This is a genomic window from Micromonospora inaquosa, from assembly GCF_003857055.1.
Lineage (GTDB): Bacteria > Actinomycetota > Actinomycetes > Mycobacteriales > Micromonosporaceae > Micromonospora > Micromonospora inaquosa.
The window spans coordinates 1-19,072 of sequence record NZ_QGSZ01000315.1; the positions used below are offsets into that span (position 1 = coordinate 1).

At 69.3% G+C, this 19,072-nt stretch carries 17 protein-coding genes; 12 read left to right on the forward strand and 5 right to left on the reverse strand.

The window, feature by feature from the left end; genetic code table 11:
* Positions 1 to 149: 149 nt before the first annotated feature.
* Positions 150 to 1,985, reverse strand: coding sequence for an RICIN domain-containing protein (locus DLJ59_RS28825; protein WP_124776432.1), 1,836 nt, complete (start codon positions 1,983 to 1,985; stop codon positions 150 to 152).
* 299 nt (positions 1,986 to 2,284) lie between these two features.
* Between DLJ59_RS28825 and DLJ59_RS28830 the strand changes: the two genes are divergently transcribed.
* The 4 genes from DLJ59_RS28830 to DLJ59_RS28845 all read left to right on the forward strand — a co-directional run bounded on the left by DLJ59_RS28830 (position 2,285) and on the right by DLJ59_RS28845 (position 7,102).
* Positions 2,285 to 3,523: a sugar ABC transporter substrate-binding protein gene (locus tag DLJ59_RS28830; RefSeq protein ID WP_124776434.1), complete on the forward strand. Its 1,239-nt coding sequence runs from the start codon at positions 2,285 to 2,287 to the stop codon at positions 3,521 to 3,523.
* Between the two features lie 150 nt (positions 3,524 to 3,673).
* Positions 3,674 to 4,513 (forward strand): carbohydrate ABC transporter permease, encoded by an 840-nt coding sequence (locus tag DLJ59_RS28835; protein ID WP_244236287.1) that lies wholly within the window; start codon positions 3,674 to 3,676, stop codon positions 4,511 to 4,513.
* A complete protein-coding gene (locus DLJ59_RS28840) occupies positions 4,510 to 5,334 on the forward strand; it encodes a carbohydrate ABC transporter permease (protein WP_124776436.1) in 825 nt (274 codons plus the stop codon). Before DLJ59_RS28835 ends, DLJ59_RS28840 begins: the two co-directional genes overlap by 4 nt.
* Before the next feature lie 55 nt (positions 5,335 to 5,389).
* A complete protein-coding gene (locus tag DLJ59_RS28845) occupies positions 5,390 to 7,102 on the forward strand; it encodes an amylo-alpha-1,6-glucosidase (RefSeq protein ID WP_124776438.1) in 1,713 nt (570 codons plus the stop codon).
* Between the two features lie 10 nt (positions 7,103 to 7,112).
* Here DLJ59_RS28845 and DLJ59_RS28850 read toward each other — a convergent pair whose 3' ends face one another.
* Positions 7,113 to 8,126 carry a LacI family DNA-binding transcriptional regulator gene (locus tag DLJ59_RS28850; RefSeq protein WP_124776440.1) on the reverse strand — a complete coding sequence of 338 codons (1,014 nt, stop codon included), beginning with the start codon at positions 8,124 to 8,126 and terminating at the stop codon, positions 7,113 to 7,115.
* Between the two features lie 199 nt (positions 8,127 to 8,325).
* On the opposite strand from DLJ59_RS28850, the gene DLJ59_RS28855 reads away from it, so the two are divergent.
* The 3 genes from DLJ59_RS28855 (at position 8,326) to DLJ59_RS28865 (ending at position 11,252) form a co-directional block, all read left to right on the forward strand.
* A complete protein-coding gene (locus tag DLJ59_RS28855) occupies positions 8,326 to 9,804 on the forward strand; it encodes an arabinofuranosidase catalytic domain-containing protein (RefSeq protein WP_124776442.1) in 1,479 nt (492 codons plus the stop codon).
* Positions 9,805 to 9,942: 138 nt separating this feature from the next.
* Positions 9,943 to 10,290, forward strand: a complete 348-nt coding sequence (locus DLJ59_RS28860; protein ID WP_124776444.1) for a PadR family transcriptional regulator — start codon at positions 9,943 to 9,945, stop codon at positions 10,288 to 10,290.
* Between the two features lie 8 nt (positions 10,291 to 10,298).
* On the forward strand, positions 10,299 to 11,252 hold the full coding sequence (locus tag DLJ59_RS28865; protein WP_124776446.1) for a hypothetical protein: 954 nt from the start codon (positions 10,299 to 10,301) through the stop codon (positions 11,250 to 11,252).
* Between the two features lie 22 nt (positions 11,253 to 11,274).
* On the opposite strand, the gene DLJ59_RS28870 is transcribed toward DLJ59_RS28865, so the two are convergent.
* Positions 11,275 to 11,880: an alpha/beta fold hydrolase gene (locus DLJ59_RS28870; protein ID WP_124776448.1), complete on the reverse strand. Its 606-nt coding sequence runs from the start codon at positions 11,878 to 11,880 to the stop codon at positions 11,275 to 11,277.
* A 96-nt stretch (positions 11,881 to 11,976) separates the two neighbouring features.
* Here DLJ59_RS28870 and DLJ59_RS28875 point away from each other — a divergent pair, with 96 nt between their 5' ends.
* The 3 genes from DLJ59_RS28875 (at position 11,977) to DLJ59_RS28890 (ending at position 15,408) form a co-directional block, all read left to right on the forward strand.
* Positions 11,977 to 12,573: a VanZ family protein gene (locus tag DLJ59_RS28875; protein WP_124776450.1), complete on the forward strand. Its 597-nt coding sequence runs from the start codon at positions 11,977 to 11,979 to the stop codon at positions 12,571 to 12,573.
* 85 nt (positions 12,574 to 12,658) lie between these two features.
* A complete protein-coding gene (locus DLJ59_RS28880) occupies positions 12,659 to 13,612 on the forward strand; it encodes a hypothetical protein (RefSeq protein ID WP_124776452.1) in 954 nt (317 codons plus the stop codon).
* Positions 13,613 to 13,953: 341 nt separating this feature from the next.
* Positions 13,954 to 15,408, forward strand: a complete 1,455-nt coding sequence (locus tag DLJ59_RS28890; protein ID WP_124776454.1) for an alkaline phosphatase PhoX — start codon at positions 13,954 to 13,956, stop codon at positions 15,406 to 15,408.
* Between the two features lie 111 nt (positions 15,409 to 15,519).
* Here the strand turns inward: DLJ59_RS28890 and DLJ59_RS28895 are convergent, their stop codons facing one another.
* Together DLJ59_RS28895 and DLJ59_RS28905 are read right to left on the reverse strand one after the other, a co-directional pair.
* Positions 15,520 to 15,936, reverse strand: a complete 417-nt coding sequence (locus tag DLJ59_RS28895) for a VOC family protein (protein WP_124776456.1) — start codon at positions 15,934 to 15,936, stop codon at positions 15,520 to 15,522.
* Between the two features lie 433 nt (positions 15,937 to 16,369).
* Complete coding sequence (locus DLJ59_RS28905) at positions 16,370 to 16,867, reverse strand: YcxB family protein (protein WP_124776458.1); 498 nt, start codon at positions 16,865 to 16,867, stop codon at positions 16,370 to 16,372.
* A gap of 96 nt (positions 16,868 to 16,963) precedes the next feature.
* Here DLJ59_RS28905 and DLJ59_RS28910 point away from each other — a divergent pair, with 96 nt between their 5' ends.
* On the forward strand, positions 16,964 to 17,923 hold the full coding sequence (locus tag DLJ59_RS28910) for a PaaX family transcriptional regulator (protein WP_124776460.1): 960 nt from the start codon (positions 16,964 to 16,966) through the stop codon (positions 17,921 to 17,923).
* A gap of 281 nt (positions 17,924 to 18,204) precedes the next feature.
* Positions 18,205 to 19,072, forward strand: an 868-nt coding sequence (locus DLJ59_RS28915; protein ID WP_124776462.1) for a poly(ethylene terephthalate) hydrolase family protein, incomplete at its 3' end; no start/stop codon positions are given.

Sequence of the window (19,072 nt, forward strand, 5' to 3'; positions counted from 1 at the left end):
GGTCGATGCGCCACGGGGGGTGGTGGCGGGGGCGAATCGATTCGCAGCGAATCGTATGACCTTTGTTTTATTCATGTCAATGAATGCGGGCGCGGGGCGATGCGCTGGCCGTTCGGCGGACGGCCAGCGCATCACCTCCCCCGGGACACCTACCGCCCCAGGAGCCGCCACGTCTGGTTCAACGGGCTGCCCTGGTTGGCCGCCCGGCAGGGCCACTGGTGGACCTGCGCGCCGGCCGCGGTGGAGACCGCATTGACATCGACACACTTGCCACTGTGCCGAGCGATGAGCTGGTAGTCGTGCGAGTCGTTGCCCCCGTAGGTCACCTTGCGCAACGTGAACTGCTGGTTGAGGCCGTTCAGGCAGGTCCACTGGTGCACCGCCGCGCCGTCGGCGGTGGACACGCCGCTGACGTCGAGGCACTTGCCGCTCTGCTGGTTGACCACGGTGTAGGTGTTGGCCACGCCGGCCACCGGCCGGAAGTTCCAGAGCTGCTGGTCACCACCGTCGCAGTAGTTCTGCTGCTGAACGTTGCCGTCGGCGGTGCTCAGGCCGGCATTGTTCAGGCACTGCTGGGAGTGCTGGGCCACCGCCACCGACTGGAACCCACCGTCCGAGGGGGGCAGCAGTGTGACCGCGTAGGTGTCGGTCTGGTTGCCATACGGCAGAGTCACGGTGGCGTTGTTGTTGGACACCGCGACCACGCTGTTCGAGACCGTGATCGGCCCAGCCACGGCGCCGCCGCCGTTGTGCGGGATGCGTTGGGTGACGACCCGGACCTGGTTGTTCTGCACGATGCCGCTGGTGGTGTCCAGCCGTTGCAGGTTGACGGTCAGGTTCCCGGTGGTACGACCACCGCCGATGAGGACCTTCGCCACCCCTGCCGTCTTCGTGGCGTACGCGTCGTACGACTGGCTGGGGGTCACCGCGACGATCTCCCCGACCTGGGAGGCGTAGAAGCGGTAGTTCCACCACTCCCCCTTGGGCTGGTGCTGGCCGGCCGAGTTACGGATCAACAGGTTGCCGAGGTCGTTGTGCAGGCTGCCGCCGCTGGCCCAGTTCGCCCGCAGGCCGTCGGCGCGGGCCCGCTCCAGACGCGCGATGTACCAGGCGCCGTCGGCCGGGTTCTGCTCGTCGGGCGCGCCGTACTCGTTGATCTGGTACGGACGCGGGTGGGCGATACCGCGCGGGTCGAGGGTGGCGTTGGCGGCGTTGACGTTCGCGACCGGGTCACCGGGCAGCGAGTGCCAGCTGATGATGTCCGGCACGGTGTTGGTCGAGCGGACGAAGTCCAGGTACTGGTTCCAGAAGGCGTGCGTGGTCGACGGTACGCAGGCGCAGCTCGGGCCGACGATGAGCTGGCTGGGGAACTCCGCCCGGATGCGCTGGTAGGTCCGACGCCACAGTTCGAGGTACTGGGAGATCGGCCGGTTCCAGAAGATCGTGATGTTGGGCTCGTTCCAGATGTCCCACTGCACCGACAGCCCGGACGCCCGGACGTCGTTGATCAGGCGGGTCAGGAAGTTGTCGTAGTCGGTCCAGTTGCCGTTGTCACCGGGGAAGCGGGAGATTCCGGCACCGTCGGCGCCCCACAGGTCGTGCGGCAGGATGATGAACTTCCCGCCGAGGGCGGTGGTGCGACGTGCCTGGGCGAGGGTGGAGTTCCAGCGACGGTCGTAGGTTCCGCCGACCCAGCCACTCCCGGGAAGCTGCGCGCCGCCGGCGCGCATGTACTGGAACTTGACGTCCCGGTAGAAGTGGTCGGCGGGACCGCTGGCGTTCTCGGTCATGCCGTAGATCCAGCCGGATGCGCGGTAGGTCGGCGCACCGCTGGTGGCGGAGAAGTTGACGCTGATCGACTCGTCTGCGGCCTGCGCGGGGGACGAGACGACGGTGACGGCGGCAGCGGCGGCGAGCAGGCCAACGACGAGTCGGGCCGCGAACACGCGGGCTCGTCCTGACCTGCTGCGGGACGGGGTTTTCACGGGCGGCTCCTTGGTGGGGCGCGGGGGACGCTCTCCGGAGGGCAGCACTTGCGAATCGATTCGCACGGATCGTAGGACCGCGAAGTGAACGGTGTCAATGAAGTGACGACCCGATGACGGGCGTGTTGCCCAGCGATCCCCTCGGAGCGGCCGACTAGCTCTTGACCCCCGGCCATGGCCAGACCTATCTTCGGGCGAACCGATTCGTCGAATCGATTCGCCTCATGGTTGGACTGACCCAGCCCGCGACGATCAACCCACACACCCCACCTGACGATCGATTTGAAGTGAGGCACCAGATGACCGGACTCAGTCGTCGGCGGCGCCTGGCCGCCGTCGCCGTAATAGCTCTCGCCGCAGTAACAGGCAGTGCCTGCTCGTCGTCCGCCGACGACCCCACCGACGGCGGCGCCTACCTCGTCTGGGATCCGTATCCCCAGTTCGCCGACGACTCCGAGTGGGTGGCGCTGCTCAAGAAGTGCGGCACCTCCGCGGGGGTGACGGTCGAGCGAACCGGCTACGACACCACCGACCTGACCAACAAGGCGCTGCTCGCCGCCCAGCAGGGAAACTCGCCGGACGTGCTGATCGTTGACAACCCGGTCATCTCGACTCTGGCCGAGGCCGGTGCGCTCACCACCACCGACGACAACAAGCTGGACGTCTCGGCCATGGAGAAGAACCTGCTCGGCGCCGGTCAGAGCGACGGCAAGACCTACGGGGTGCCGATCGGGGCGAACACCCTCGCCCTCTACTACAACAAGGATCTGCTCACCGCCGCCGGCGTCGACCCCGCCACCGTCAACGACTGGACGTCACTGACCACGGCACTGACCAAGGTCAAGGCGAAGGGAAAGAAGGGCATCACCTTCTCCGCGATCGGCACCGAGGAGGGCAGCTTCCAGTTCCTGCCCTGGTTCTGGGGGTCGGGCGCCCAACTGACCAGCCTGGACTCGCCGCAGGCGGTGTCCGCGCTGACGCTCTGGACCGACTGGCTCAAGCAGGGCCACGCCCCGAACTCCGTCATCAACAACACCCAGACCACGAGCTGGCAGGAGTTCGCCACCGGCGACTACGCGTTCGCCGAGAACGGCACCTGGCAGTTGGCCAACGCGGAGAAGCTCGACTTCTCGTACGGCACGATCCCGATTCCGGCCAGCGCGGGCGGCCCGGCCCCGGCGCCCACCGGCGGTGAGTTCGTCTCCATCCCGGTGCAGAAGAACACCGGCCGGTACGAGACGTCGCAGAAGCTCGTCACGTGTCTGACCAGCGCCGACAACCTCCTCACCACGGACACCACACTCTCCTACGTCGCGCCCGTCGCCGCCGTACAGGAGCGACAGGCGACCGCGGACCCGAAGCTCAAGGTCTGGGTGGAGGCGGTCCGGGCAGCCAAGGGCCGCACCGGCGACAACCTCGGCACGAAGTACCCGAAGATCTCCGAATCCCTGTGGACCGCTGTGCAGTCGGCACTCAGCGGTGGGAAGTCGCCACAGGAGGCGCTGACCGCCGCGCAGGCCGCGGCCACGACCCGGTAAGCGATCCGAACCGACACGATGCGCTCCACGACAGAGACCTCCGCTGCCGTACGAGACCAGGGTGGGGCGGCGTCCGCCGCCCCACCCGGGCCTCCCCCGTCCCGTGCCCGCCGGCCCAACCGATGGTTGGCGTGGGGCTTCCTGGCACCCGTGACCATCTACCTGGCGGCCTTCTACGCCTACCCGCTCTACCGCAACGTCGAGTTGAGCCTGCGGGAGTACACCGTCCGCTCGTTCGTGCAGGGCGGGGCGCCCTTCGCCGGCCTCGACAACTACCGGACGGTCCTGGCCGACCCGGCATTCTGGCCGACGCTGACGCACACAGTGGTCTTCACCGTGGCCTCGCTCGCCTTCCAGTTCACCATCGGCATGGCGCTGGCTCTCTTCTTCCACCAGCACTTCCCGCTGTCACGCACGCTGCGGGCGCTGATCCTCGTACCGTGGCTGTTGCCATTGATCGTCTCCGCGTCGACCTGGTCGTGGCTGCTCAACAGCGACTCGGGGCTGGTCAACGCGGCGCTCGGCGTCGTCAGGGTCGACCCGGTCAACTGGCTCACCTCGCCGGGCTGGTCGCTCACTTCGGTGATCATCGCGAACGTCTGGATCGGCATCCCGTTCAACCTGGTGGTGCTCTACAGCGGCCTGCAGGCGATCCCGGCAGAGATGTACGAGGCGTCTGCGCTCGACGGCGCGACAGGGTGGCAACGGTTCTGGGGCATCACCTTCCCGCTGCTGCGTCCCGTCTCCGCGATCACGCTGCTGCTGGGGTTGATCTACACGCTGAAGGTCTTCGACATCATCTGGATCATGACCAGGGGTGGTCCGACCAGCTCCTCCGCCACCCTCGCCACCTGGTCGTACCGGCTCGGCTTCGGCAACCTGCTGCCCGAGTTCGGCCCGGGCGCGGCCATCGGCAACCTGCTCATCGTGCTGGCTCTGATCGCCGGCCTCGTCTACATCCGGATCGAGCGGAGGCAGCAGCTGCGATGACCACCTCGACGCCTCGGGCCTGGTGGAAGACCGGCATCGGCCTGGTGCTGACCGGGCTGATGCTGTTCCCCGTCTACTGGATGATCAACGTGTCCTTCACCCGGGACCAGGACATGCGGGCCACACCCCCGCACCTGTTTCCCACCAACGGCACCCTGGACGGCTACCGGGCGGTGCTCGACCAGCAACTGCCGTACCTCGGCACCAGCTTCCTGGTCGGCCTCGGCACGGTGGCGCTGACCGTGGCACTGGCCGCCCCCGCCGGCTACGCGCTGGCGAAGCTCCGGCCACCCGGCGGGCCGGCGCTGAGCTTCGTGCTGCTGATCGCGCAGATGATCCCGGGAATCATCATGGCGATGGGCTTCTACGCCATCTTCCTCACTCTCGGCGTCCTGAACACGCTGCCCGGCCTGATCCTGGCCGACACCACGCTCGCGGTGCCGTTCGGCGTCCTGATCTTCACCGCCTTCATGTCCGGCATCCCCGACGAACTGTTGCAGGCCGCCGTGGTCGACGGCGCCGGTCGGCTGCGGACCTTCTGGTCGGTAGTGCTGCCGGTCAGCCGCAACTCGATCGTCACTGTGTCGCTCTTCGCGTTCCTGTGGTCCTGGTCGGACTTCATCTTCGCCTCGACCCTGGCCGGCGGCGGCGACCACCAGCCGATCACCCTCGGCATCTACCACTACATCGGCAACAACAACCAGCAGTGGAACGCCATCATGGCCACCGCCGTCGTCGCCTCGATCCCCGCCGCCGTGCTGCTGATCCTGGCCCAGCGCTACGTCTCGATGGGCGTGACCGCCGGCGCCGTCAAGGACTGACCATCCGCGGCGGTCGAGGATGACCACCCGCACCACAGAAAGGCACCCGCCACCCATGACCGTCGCCCCGTCCGGTCCGGAGTTCGGAATCCAGGACATCCCGTTCAGCTACCGAGGATCCTGGTTCAACATCTCCCCGGTGGTAGCCGAGAAGACGTACGCCGACGATCTGCACCTGGTCTCCCACCAGACCGGGCTGCACCCCGTACTGCGGCTCACCCCCACGGTCGCCGGGACCACCGTCGTCGCCACACCCGCCGTGCTGACCTGGCGCGACGGTGCCGACCGGATCGAGGCCGTCTACGACGGGCCGGACACCCTGCGGATCCGGGGACACCGGCTCGGCCTGCGGGTGGCCGCGGCCGCGCACACCCTCACCCCGTTCAGCGGCACCTACCTGTACGCCGACCCGGTCGACGGATCACACGTCTTCACCTCGTACGAGACCGGTCGCCGCTACCGGGTCACGGTGCTCTCCGGCGCTCTGCTGCGGACCGACGGCGTGCAGGCGCTGCGCACCGCCGACCGGTCCCTGGACCTGCCCGGCGACCAGCCCTGGGAGATCGCGATCGAGGAGTACGCCACTGCTCGCCGCCCGTACTCCGGATCCGTCACGTTCGAGCAGTTGTGCCGGGACCGGATCGCGGAGTTCACCGCGTTCGTCGACGCGATCGCGCCGTGGCGTGGTGCGGAGACCCCGGCCGCCGATCTGGCCGCGTACGTCCTGTGGTCGGCCACTGTCGCACCGGCGGGCTTCGTCACCCGACCGGCCGTCCTGATGTCCAAGCACTGGATGGACAAGGTGTGGAGCTGGGACCACTGTTTCAACGCGATCGCCCTGGCGGAAGGCGAGCCGGAGCTGGCCTGGCACCAGTTCCAGCTGCCCTTCGACCACCAGGACGAGGCCGGCGCCCTCCCCGACTCGGTCACCCACTCCGAGGTCCTGCACAACTACGTCAAGCCGCCCATCCACGGCTGGGCCCTCCGTCACCTGCGCCGACGCCTTCCCCAGCCGCCCAGCCGGGCGGCACTGGCGCAGACCTACGACCGGCTTGCCCGCTGGACCGGGTTCTGGCTCGACGCGCGGCGCGCACGCGGCCACGACCTGCCGCACTACCAGCACGGCAACGACAGCGGCTGGGACAACGCCACCACCTTCGACGACAACCGGGTCCTTGAGACGGCCGACCTCGCCGCGTTCCTGGTCTCGCAACTCCGCTGTCTCGCCGACCTCGCCACCGAGCTGGGTGAGCCGGCGACCCGCTGGTCCCGGGAGGCTGACCGGATCCACCGGGCCATGCTGCGCGACCTGTGGGACGGCGAGCGCTTCTGCGCCCGTGACCCCCACACCGGGCACCGGCGGAGCAGCCGCAGTCTGCTCGACCTGATGCCCGTCGCACTCGGTGCCGACCTGCCGGGCCCGGTCGCCGCCGCGCTGGCGCGAGGCGTCGAAGCCCACCTGACCACGCACGGGCTGGCCACCGAGCCCACGGACTCGGCCCACTACCTCGCCGACGGCTACTGGCGGGGCCCGATCTGGGCACCCTCCACCGTGCTGGTGGAGGACGGCCTGCGCCGGGCCGGGCAGACCAGGCTCGCCGATGAGGTCAGTCGACGATTTCTCGCGTTGTGCGAGAAGTCCGGCTTCGCGGAGAACTTCGACGCCGAGACCGGCACCGGGCTTCGGGACCGCGCGTACACCTGGACGGCCAGCAGCTATCTCATCCTCGCCGCCGCTTCGGAGGAACGGCGGGTCAGGGGCGGGTAGCCGGCCCGGATCAGTGGGCCCGGACCGGACCGGTGCTGGAACGCAACGAGATGGGCGGGCTGTACAGGCGGTGTCGCGGCACGGCGTCGGGAGCCCCGATGATCTCCAGCAAGAGGGCCACCGCCTCGGCGCCCATCTCGACCATCGGCACATCGGCGGCGGTCAGCGGGGGGCGGAAGTCTTCCGCCCAGTGCTGCGCGGCGACTCCGGTGACGGAGAAGTCGCGTGGCACTGACAACCCGGCGCCGGTCAGCGCGCGCTGCATCCCGGGCAGTGCGGCCTCGTTGATGGTGGCCACCGCCGTGACCTCCGGGTGCGTCGCGAGCAGCTGCTCCATGCACGCCTCGCCGGAGGCGGTGTCGTCGCCGCTGCAGACCTCCACGCCGGTCAACCCCCGCTCCAGCGCCGCCGTTCGAAAGCCGTCCAGCGCGCGATGGCTGGGGCCGTATCCGGCGGCCACCAACTCCGCGGAACGGTTCACGAGTGCCACCTGCCGGTGCCCGAGGTCGGCCAGGTGCTGCACGCACCGGGCGATCAGCCCGGCGTAGTCGATGTCGATCCAGCTCATCCCGTGCGGCTCGGCGGTGCGACCGATCGTGACGAACGGCAGCCCGGCGTTGGTCAACCGGGTAACCCGGTCGTCCGCCAACCGGATCTCCATCAGGATCACGCCGTCCACCCGACGCCCGGTGACGATCCGTTCGAAGGACCGGTCATGGTCGCCACCGGAGGGGGACAGCAGCACATCGAGGTCGTGGCGGGCGGCCGCCTCGACGACGCTGGCGACGAAGCCCAGCTGCATGTCGGTCAATCGTTGGCTTGCCGGCGGGATGACCAGCCCGAGGGTGCGGGTGCGCCCCTCTTTCAGCGCACGGGCGCTGGCGTTCGGCCGGTAGTTCAGCTCGTCGATGACCGACTGGATTCGTTGCCGGGTTCCCTCCGAGACGCTGCGTTTCCCGCTGAGCACGTAGGAGACGGTGCTGCGGGACACCCCCGCCCGACGAGCGATCTCCCCGATGTTCATCAATCGCCCTCGAATCGATTCTTGCCCCGACACGGGGACGCACCTTGCTCCGCCGACCAGCATATCCGTCCTCAGGCTCATCGATCGATGACCAACGCGTGCCAACTAGCGCTAATAGATGGACGGCTATTAATGTCACAGGTATGACGTGTGACGTCAATTCCACCGCCACACCCCATCCCCCACTGGAAAGGATCCGATGAATGTGAAGAGAAAGCTGGGCCGCCTGATGGCCGCCGCAGCGACGCTGCTGGCCCTGACCGTCACCGCTGGCGTCTATGTGGTCTCGGACGCTCCGGGCGTCGCCCATGCCGCCGGCACTGGCCCATGTGACATCTACGCCTCCGGCGGCACGCCGTGCGTGGCCGCGCACAGCACCACCCGCGCACTGTATGGCGCGTACAACGGCCCGCTTTACCAGGTCCGACGATCGTCGGACAACACCACGCGCGACGTCGGCGTGCTCAGCGAGGGTGGCTACGCCAACGCCGCCACCCAGGACTCGTTCTGCGCCAACACCAACTGCGTCATCACGATCATCTACGACCAGTCCGGCCGCAACAACCGGCTCACCCAGGCGCCGCCCGGCGGCTTCGCCGGCCCCGCGCCCGGCGGTTGGGACAACCTCGCCGACGCGAAGGCGGCGCCGGTCACCGTCGGCGGCCAGAAGGCGTACGGCGTCTACATCGCCCCCGGCACCGGCTACCGCAACAACAACACCAACGGTGTCGCGACCGGCGACCAGCCCGAGGGCATCTACGCGGTCGTCGACGGCACGCACTACAACCAGTGGTGCTGCTTCGACTACGGCAACGCCCAGACCAACAGCCTCGCCGACGAACGCGCCATCATGGAGACCGTCTACTTCGGCGCCAACAAGCAGTGGGGCTACGGCGCGGGGGCCGGCCCCTGGATCATGGCTGACCTGGAGTGGGGGCTGTTCTCCGGTGTGAACGCGGGCTACAACAACATCGCGTCCATCAACCACCGCTTCGTCACGGCGATGGTCAAGGGCGAGCCGAACCACTGGGCGATCCGGGGCGGAAACGCCCAGTCGGGCAGCCTGACGACCTACTTCGACGGGCCACGCCCCAACGGCTACCACCCGATGAAGAAGGAAGGGGCCATCCTGCTCGGCATCGGCGGTGACAACAGCATCACCGGTCGCGGCACCTTCTTCGAGGGCGTACTGACCTCCGGTTACCCGACGGCGGCCACCGAGAACGCCGTCCAGGCCAACATCAACGCCGCCGCCTACGCACCGGCCGGAGGCAGCAACCCGTCGCAGAATGTCCAGGTCGTCGGCGGCCAGTCCGGCCGCTGCGTCGACGTACCGAACGGCACCACCACCAACGGCACCCAGGTCCAACTCTGGGACTGCATCAGCAACAGCACCGCGCAGCGCTGGACCTACACCGCCGCCAAACAACTCCAGGTGTACGGCAACAAGTGTCTCGACGCCAACGGTCAGGGCACCACCAACGGCACCCAGGCCATCATCTGGGACTGCCACGGCGGCACCAACCAGCAGTGGAACCTCAACTCCAACGGCACCGTCACCGGCGTCCAGTCCGGGCTCTGCCTGGACGCCAACGGCGCCGCCACCGCCAACGGCACCAAGCTCATCCTCTGGGCCTGCAACGGGGGCACCAACCAGCAGTGGTCCACCCGCGGCTGACCCCACGCACGATCGAACGGTCGTGCCGCCCCCGTGAGCCGATCGGGGGCGGCACGACCGGCGACGTCTCACACCGATGACGCCCCGCCACGCCGGGACATCGTTGCTTCATGCATCGCGGTGCGATATATATCGTCCATGGACATCAGTGAGCAGACGTTCCTGATCCTCTCCGCCCTCGCCGACCAACCCCGGCACGGCTACGCAGTGGTGACGGAGGTCGACCAGATGACCGACGGCAGGATCCGGTTACGCGCCGGCACCCTCTACGGAGCCCTTGACCGCCTCGTCGCCCAAGGGCTCATCGCCCCCGACCACGACGAGGTGGAGAAGGGTCGGCTGCGCCGTTTCTACAAACTGACCGACGCAGGTGCGGACGCCATCCGCGCTGAAAGCAGGCGGATGGCCGACGCGGTCCGGCTCGCCGAGGAGCGCCTCAACAAACGTGCCGCCCGCAACGCTCCGCGTCTTGGGACCATCGGATGAGCCCGGGCATGAGCACTCTGGAGCGGCGATATCGACGGCTGCTGCGCCTGCTGCCAGCCGCGCACCGCACCGCCCGCGGCGAGGAACTGCTCGGACTGCTGCTGGACCTCGACCACGGCCGCCGACACCCGAGCCGGCACGAGACCCTGAACATCATCGCCCTGGCGATCCGACTGAGACTCACCACGCCCGTCACCACCACAGCCCTCACCACCGGCCTCAGTGCCCTTCTCGTCGCCGCCGGCACCCAGCCCGCCGGTCAGACGCTGGACCTGTTCACCGGCGCCGTCCTCGCCACCGACATGCCGACCATCATCGCTAGCTGGCCGCAGATAGTCGTTCTCGGCCTGCTGCCCCTCGCACCGCTGATCGCCTGGCTGTGCGGCGCGGCCCGGACCGCCCTCACCCTGCAGGCAATATTCCTGACGGCCACCGTCGGTTGGTTCGTCATCGATGGCTTCAACGGCGCCGGCATGGGCACCAACCTCGGCCAACAGCTCTTCGCATTCGCCGTACCGGCCTCGATCCTCGTCCTGCTCGTGATCGCCGGCCGCGAGCGGTGGACCGCACCCCGGCCGCGCCTGTTCTGGTGGGCCCTCGTCCCGCTCGGGATCCTCGCCTGGAAAGGCACCGGAGAATGGGGACGCCACGGCGTCTACGTTCTCGACGCCGTGCCGACGGTCCTTGGGATCCTCGCCGCCGCCACCGCCGCTGTCGTCGCCGCCTTCGTGGTCCGCCGCCACCGGCCCGCCGTCATCGTCGGCGTCGGACTCACCGGCTTCCTGGCCGGATGGCTCATCCCCGACCCGCTTCTCGTCAACACGGCGATGCGGCACTTCGACGGTCAGCCGCTACCACTGGCAATCCTCATCACGGTGATCGCTACCACCATTACTGGCATCAATCACCTCGCCCGCCGCCACAAGCCCGAGGTGCGGTTGCTACCCCCGATGGACCCGTGATGTGCTGAGCACCAGCTTTGGGTCAGACAAGCGGCGACCGCGGCAGAACCCGGTCCGCTACGGTCGCCGGATCGCGCCGGATCACCGCCGCCACCTCGCGCAGGTCATCGTTCAGCTGGTGATCGCGTTCCGACAGCTGGTGCAGATGCGCCTGGGGAATGACCGCCGCGTACCGATCGGCGTGTGACGGTGGCACCGTGTCGTCCCGGAGGCCGTGGAACACGTGCACCGGCACCCCGCGCGACAGCCTCGCGCCGAGGTCGGGCGGAAACTCGAACTCGTCGCCGGCCCAGCCCCCGGTGCCGACAAACGGGGCGGCGATCAGCACGATCGCGCCGAGCGCCCGCTCCGGTGGCTGCTCGGCGAGCGTCTGGACGAGGATCGTCCCGCCCACCGAGTGGCCCACGACGACCGCCCCGTCGGCCAGGGCCGCGAGCTCCCGCCGGATGGCCGCGCTCCAGGTGGCGTAGCTCGGGTCGGCCTCGTCGGGCATCAGCGGATAGCGGATCTCGTACCCGTCCCCGAGCGCACGGCGCAAGCTGTCGACCAGCTTGTTGTCCCATTCGTCGTGTACGCCGGCACCGGCTCCCTGAATCACCAGGATCTGCGGGACTCCGTCACTCGCCACGCTGGTGTGGTGCCCGACCCACGGGTGTCACAAACAGGCGAACGCCTGGCACCTGCGCCGGGTAGGTTTCGGGGCCGGGCGAAGAGCGGGGGTCGCATGGTCAGGGGTTGGCACGGCTGGTTCGGTACGTTCAACGGCGTCGTCCTCATCACGATGGTCGTGCTGCCGTTGGCCGCGCTGGCGGTCTGGGCCCTGACGCGCCGCCGACGCCCCGCCGGCTCCACCTCGGCCTGGCGGACGTCGCTGGCCGACGTCGGCATCGTCTACGGCACGGTGCCGTGGGTATGGATGATCATGTTGCCGGGTGACCAGGCCGGCGCGGTGGCCGGTCGGGTGACCCTGGTGCCGCTGCGCGACCTGCTCACGATCTTTTCCGACGGGGGGCCGCTGACGGCGACGGTCCAGGTCGTCGGCAACCTGCTGGTCTTCGCGGCCCTGGGTTTCTTCGCCCCGCTGCGGTTCCCGGCGCTGGCGTCGATACCGCGAATCCTGGCCCTCGCGGCCGGCTGCTCGATCCTGGTCGAGACGGCCCAGTACGTCCTGCGGCTGGACCGGGTGTCGTCGGTGGACGACGTCCTGCTCAACGCCGCCGGCGCCGGGCTGGCGGCGCTTTCGTCCCGCCGATGGTGGCGGGCCACGCCCGATGCGTCAACGGATCGCCGACCTCAACCAGCCCCGGCAGCCGGACGCTGAGCGCCGGAGACTGGTGGCCCACGGGCAGAGGTCGACCCGATCGACCGCGGACGAAGCGCAGCTGCCACCCGGCTACCATCCGCTGGTGATCGAGGAACTGATCAGGAGAGCGGCGGGCGAGGACGACGACGCGATCGAGGAGTTGACCGAGATCGGTGCGGCCGATCCGCAGAGACTGTCGCCGCACCATGGGAGCCTGCTCGACCTCGATCTGCTGTGGCCGGCGACGTTGTACCGGGCGGCGAACGCCGACGTGGTCAGCCGGGTCATCGAGCAGATCGACGGCGGGCGGACGCCGGACCGGCTCAACCATCTGCTCCTCATCCTGGCCCACAGCACGCATCCGCTCGCCGAGCACGCCCTGCGTCGCTGGTCGACGCGGCCGCCGGCCGGTGCGGACGGCCTGCACGTGGGTGTGCTGAGCTATGCGGTCGAGGGCGGTTGGACGATCGGCCCGGACGGCAACCGCCGGGACCTGTGCGCTGACCTCGCGTACCGGTGGGTCATGCGGGACGGGCCCGCGCCGGCCGACCGACCCGCCTGCCCCTGGTGTGCGTCACCCCTCTGGGTCGCCGCCGACCTGGACACCACCGACCCCACGATCCGCGCCGCGCTGGCACACACCGGCTGGTCCGGCCGCCTGGTCATCGAGACCTGCCACTTCTGCGCCTGCTACACGACGTTGTACAGCCGGGTCACGCCGTCCGGCGCCACCGACTGGTGGGCTGGCAACACCCGTCCGAGCTACCTGGGCGGTGACGCCGGACCGGAGGACCCGCCGACGCTGCTCCCGGTTCCGGGGCCGGCCCTGGCGAGCCCGTACCAGGCCAGCGCCTGGAATCAGGGTGGCTCGACCCTGGGCGGCCGGCCCGACTGGATCCAGGACGCCGAGCACGCCGACTGCCCCGGCTGCGGGGAGCCGATGGACTACCTGGGCCTGATCGCGGGTGCCGACCTGGACGAGGTCGGCGAGGGCGCCCACTACCTGCACCTGCACCAGCCGTGCGGGTTCGCCGCGGTCAACTACCAGCAGAGCTGACCGCGGGTCGGCCTCGACGGCCAGCGCGTCGAACGGCAGGTCGTCCTGCCCCACCTCACCGAGGTCGATCTCGCGGAGCCGGTCGAGATAGGTGATCACCTCCGGTGGGAGCGCCAGACGGTCCCCGGCGGCGAGTTGCGCGATCTGCTGACGGCTGGCCTCCAGCCGGGCGATCTCGTCGCCCAACTGCCTGTCGCTGGGTTGGTCAAGCCGGCCGGCGCGTGAGCGACCCTCACTCTTCACTCCGATGTCACCGCCCGCTCCCACGGGTGACGTGTCGCTGTCCGCCCGCAGGAGTTGGCTGCCAGTCGTCGCGCTTGCCTTGACCAGGAGTTGATCACGTGCCTTCCTCACGTCGTACCTTCCTCGCCAGCGGCGCCGCCGCCGGCGTCGGCCTTGCCGTCGCGGGCGGCCTGCCGTCCCTGGCCCAGGCCAGCCCGGCCCGGCCGCACCCGCCGGTGAAGCCCGGTAACGCGCCCTTCCCGCCGCTCGTGGACGACCCCAAGGGTGTCCTGGCCCTGCCCAAGGGCTTCAGCTACACCGTGATCACCCGGACCGGCGTCACCCGGCTCGACCGCGGCCAGGGCGTGACCCCGTCGGACCACGACGGCATGGCCGTCTACGACGCCGGCCACGGCCGGTACACCCTGATCCAGAACCACGAGATCGACCCGGGCGCCGAATTCGGTGTGCCGCACGTCAAGGGGACGGTCTACGACGCGGGCGCCGTCGACGCCGGCGGTTGCACCGTGATCAAGACCGACCTCGCGGGCCGCAACCTGGGTGAGTTCGTGGCGCTCTCCGGCACCATCTCCAACTGCGCCGGCGGGCCGACCCCCTGGGGTACCTGGCTCACCTGCGAGGAAACCGAGGACCGGGCCGGCGACACGTGGGAAGAGGACGGCCGGTCCGGCGTCTACCAGAAGGACCACGGCTACGTCTTCGAGGTGTGGGCCGACGGCAGCGCCGACCCGAAGCCGATCAAGTGCCTGGGCCGCTACTCCCACGAGGCCCTGGCCGTCGACAAGGACCGCACCCGGATCTACCTCTCCGAGGACGCCGACGCGCCCAACGGCCTCTTCTACCGCTGGACCGCGCCGCACGGCGTCAAGCTGGGCCCCGGTGTGCTCACCCGCCTCGCGCCGAACGCCGGTGTCCTCGCCGCGATGCAGATCATCATGGATGACGGTTCGGTGCTGCCGGACGTCGCATACCTGACCTCCGCGCAGTTGGGCCGCCCCTTCCCGGTCCGCTGGATCGAGGTGCCGGACCGCGACGCGCGCACCACGTCGGTGCGTGAGCAGTTCGCCGACGGCCAGGTCACCCGCGGCCGCAAGTTCGAGGGCGTGTGGGCCACCGACGAGGGCGTGTACGTGGTCAACTCGTACGCCTGGGACGAGGGTGACCTGCCGGCGGACGCCGCGCCGCACGACGGAATGGTGTGGTTCTACAACTACAGGGACCAGACCATCCAGCTGGTGACGTACTTCCCGCACCAGACCCAGTCCGAGGAGGGTGCGGCGGTCAAGTACACCGACCTCACCTTCGACGGCCCGGACAACGTGACGGTCACCCCGTGGGGCAGCCTCGTACTCGCCGAGGACGGTACGGGCGCCTCGCACGTGCTCAGCACGACCCCGGGTGGCCCCACGTACGCGATCGCCCGCAACCAGCTCAACGACTCGGAGTTCTGCGGGCCGACCTTCAGCGCGGACGGCAAGGTGCTCTTCGTCAACATGCAGGACCCGGGCCTCACCCTGGCCATCACCGGGCCGTGGGAGAAGTACCTGGGCTGACCGAGCCCGAACGTGGGGGGCCAGGCACCCGCCTGACCCCCCACCAGGTTCGGCCGCCCGCCCAGCAGACGCGCGGCAACGCGAGCCGGTCCTGCTGGGGGCGTCGCCCACTCAGTCGAGGCAGAACTCGTTGCCCTCGACGTCCTGCATGTTGAGGCACGACTCGTTCTCGCCGTCGGCGAGCAACAGCTGCCCGCGGACCGCGCCGAGCGGGACCAGTCGCGCACACTCGGCCTCAAGAGCGGCCAGGCGCTCTTCGCCCACGAGCCCGGTGCCGACCCGCACGTCGAGATGCACCCGGTTCTTGACGACCTTGCCCTCGGGCACCCGCTGGAAATAGAGTCGCGGACCCACCCCCGAGGGATCACTGCACGCGAACCACGAACCCGCCTCGCGATCGACATCCTCCCAGGCGGCGAATCCCTCCGGTGGCGGCGGCGGGACGTACCCCAACGCCTCACACCAGAAACGACCGACGCGCACGGGATCGGCGCAGTCGAAGGTCACTTGAAACTGTTTGACCGACATCCGTTCACTTTATGGGTCGTGCTGCCGCCGCTGTCTCCGTACCCCGGTGTGTTACGAGGCGGGGGGGGTGACACGCCCGCGTTTGCTGGTGGCGGGCGGCCTTTGGCGCGAGCGCCCGCGAGCACCTCAATCCACCTTGGTGAGAAGTGGTTTCCCCTTTTCGACGGCGTACGTGGCCAGTTCGACAGCGATACCGTCGCCCCCGGGTGGAAGTGCGTGAACGGTGGCGAATCCGGCGTGAACTCCACCCGGGTCTGAATGACCTCCCGCCCGGGAATGCTGAGGTCGTGCCGTTGCAGGTCGATCCGCCACAGCCCCGGCGCTGACTCCACCGCCGTGGGGCTGATCCCCGCAGGTCGGTCCTTGGTGCTCATGACAGCCTCCTGTAAGTCGTCGGGCCGACAAGGGCTGCTCCGCTGTGGCCCGTGACAGCTCAACGACCTCGCAGCAGCCCTCGTTCGGTCAGGTGGGCGCGCAACGTCTCGACATCCTCGGCGGACATCAGCCAGCGGGGGATCACGGTCGCCGGCATCCGACCGACGTAAACGACCCAGAACTCTCCGACGTCGCGCACCTGGTCGACCCCGTCCCAGGCGATGCCAGCGGATTCGGAGCCACTGCGCATCATGATGTTGTCATCGGTGATGTCGTAGGCGCCCGCGACGGCGTAGCGACCGGAGCGGCGTCGGGCGCGCGCCAGCACCCACGGCCGGTACAGCATCGACAGCACGCCGGCCACGACCAGCGCGGTCCACAACGGTGAACTCCGCTCGCCCCACCCGAACCCCCGCGAGACGACGAGGCCGATGGCCCCGACCGCCGTGAGCAACGCTCCGATATAGCCGAATCTGCGTAGCCGGACGTTGCCGAGCGCGGCGGCAGCCCGGCCCGGGTAGGCGGGATCGGCGGGGACGTCGAAGCGGATGTGCACGCCAGAACGATAGTGCCCTCGTCCGCCCCTGGTAGCGCCTTACCCCGCCCTGCTCGTGACGAGGCCGTGCGCGTCGCGGTGCGGCAATCTGGTGAGGTGAAGTTCCATGAGCCCGCCGACGACGTCCGAACCCCCCGGGCCCAGGCCGGGTCCAGCCCGCAACACCTCCTGACGACGCTGCTCGGCGAGTACCTCGACTCCGCGGAGGCCGACCTGCCGTCGATGGCGGTCATCGCGATGCTGCGCGAGTTCGGGGTCAGCGAGCCCAGTGCCCGTGCCACGCTGTCCCGGCTGGTCAAGCGTGGCCTCATCGCCGCGCGGGGGAACCGACGGCCGCCGGTTTACCACCTCACGCCGCAGGCGATCGCCAAGCACCGCTCCCGGATGCAGCACTTCCTGAACTTCGGCGCCCACCCGGCGCCCTGGACCGGCGAGTGGCTGCTGGCGTCCTTCTCCCTTCCGAGTTCCGGCCAGGCGTCCCGTCATGCGTTGCGCAGGTCGTTGAGCGCACTGGGCTTCGTGGGCCTGTACGACAGCGTGTGGATCCGGCCGGGGTCTGACGCCGCGCCGGTGAAGGAGGCGCTGCGTGCGTTGCTGCACCACGTCGAGGGTGCCCGGTGGTCGGTCCTGCACGCCCGGTTCGACGAGGAGACCGGGCCACACGGTCCGGCCGCCGCGTACGACCTGACCGCTCTCGCCTCGGCGTACTCGAGCTTCGTTCAGCGGTACGCGGAGCTGCGGGTGGCCGCGCGCAACGGGGAGGTGGACGGGGCCCGGGCGCTGGTGGCGCGCACCTCGGCCATGGACTCCTGGCGGAAGTTCGCGGACGTCGACCCGGACCTGCCGGCGCATCTGCTACCGAAGCCCTGGCCTCGCCAGGAGGCCAGGGAGACCTTCCTGGACATCCACACCATGCTCGGCTCGCTCGCTCAGGCGCGTCTGGTCGAGGTGACGACGCCGCACTGGCCGGAGGCCTCGTCGTGGATCACCCACTTCCAGGCGTCGAGGAACCCCTCGCGCCCGGAGCCGACCGGCGGCAGGCCACTGGTCGGCTGACCGGTCGCGGCCGGTCAGAGCGGCCCAGACATTGACACTTTTCGTTACGAGAGTGATAGTAACTGCACACAGCTCCCATCGGATCGCCTGTGGGGACCGCGGCCGGGCGGTCGCCGGCGCTGGGCGAGCGGGCAGTGGTGGCCGAGGGCACGGCCACCGCCCAGACCGCGACGCGCCCCTGTCGACCAGACCCGTGGCCAGCGCCGACCACCTTCGTCGGGGTACGGATGACACAACCATCACCCCAGGGAGCTCCACCGTGACTGTTCCTGGAGGGTTCAATGAGAAGGCGATCGAAGATCTACGCGGGCCTGGCGGCCGCCATCGTCCCGGTCACCTCCGTGATCATGGCGCTCAGCGGGACACCGGCGTCCGCCGCCATTGGCGGCTCCGGCCCCTACCCCGCCGACTACGAAACCTCGGCCACCCTTGCCAATCACACCATCTTCCGACCCCAGACGCTCCCGTCCGAACGCCTGCCCATCGTCGTGTGGGGCAACGGCGGCTGCTCGGCCAACGGCCTCTCCCAGGGCAACTTCCTCCGCGAGATCGCCTCCCACGGCTTCCTCGCCATCGCCAACGGCGCCCCGAACGGATCCGGCTCCACCACCTCCCAGATGCTCACCCAGTCCATCGACTGGGCCGTCGCGGAGAACTCCCGGCAGGGCAGCAGGTACTACAACAAGATCGACACGAGCAAGGTCGCCGTCGCCGGTTTCTCCTGCGGAGGCTTGGAGGCGTACGCCGTCTCGAACGACCCGCGCGTCACCACGACCGGCATCTTCAGCAGCGGGCTGCTGAACGACGCCGACGACTACCAGCTCCGGAGGTTGACCAAGCCGATCGCGTACTTCGTCGGCGGGCCCAGCGACATCGCCTACCCGAACGCGATGGATGACTGGGGCAAACTTCCCGCCGGCCTGCCCGCCTTCATGGGCAACCTGAACGTCGGGCACGGCGGCACCTACGACCAGACCAACGGCGGCGAGTTCGGCCGGGTGGCGACTCTCTACTTCAAGTGGCGGCTGAAGGGCGACAGCACCGCCGGCCGGAACTTCGTCGGCGCCGACTGCGGCCTGTGCCACAGCCAGTGGAGCGTCCAGCAGAAGAACCTGACGCTCGACGACGGAACACCGCCCACCACGCCAC

Excerpts from the sequence above, each read along its gene's own strand:
- DLJ59_RS28850 (WP_124776440.1), bottom strand. The coding sequence starts at position 8,126 with ATGAACATCGGGGAGATCGCTCGTCGGGCGGGGGTGTCCCGCAGCACC.
- DLJ59_RS28840 (WP_124776436.1), top strand. The coding sequence starts at position 4,510 with ATGACCACCTCGACGCCTCGGGCCTGGTGGAAGACCGGCATCGGCCTG.
- DLJ59_RS28855 (WP_124776442.1), top strand. The coding sequence starts at position 8,326 with ATGAATGTGAAGAGAAAGCTGGGCCGCCTGATGGCCGCCGCAGCGACG.
- DLJ59_RS28875 (WP_124776450.1), top strand. The coding sequence starts at position 11,977 with ATGGTCAGGGGTTGGCACGGCTGGTTCGGTACGTTCAACGGCGTCGTC.
- DLJ59_RS28895 (WP_124776456.1), bottom strand. The coding sequence starts at position 15,936 with ATGTCGGTCAAACAGTTTCAAGTGACCTTCGACTGCGCCGATCCCGTG.
- DLJ59_RS28865 (WP_124776446.1), top strand. The coding sequence starts at position 10,299 with ATGAGCACTCTGGAGCGGCGATATCGACGGCTGCTGCGCCTGCTGCCA.
- DLJ59_RS28860 (WP_124776444.1), top strand. The coding sequence starts at position 9,943 with ATGGACATCAGTGAGCAGACGTTCCTGATCCTCTCCGCCCTCGCCGAC.
- DLJ59_RS28830 (WP_124776434.1), top strand. The coding sequence starts at position 2,285 with ATGACCGGACTCAGTCGTCGGCGGCGCCTGGCCGCCGTCGCCGTAATA.
- DLJ59_RS28845 (WP_124776438.1), top strand. The coding sequence starts at position 5,390 with ATGACCGTCGCCCCGTCCGGTCCGGAGTTCGGAATCCAGGACATCCCG.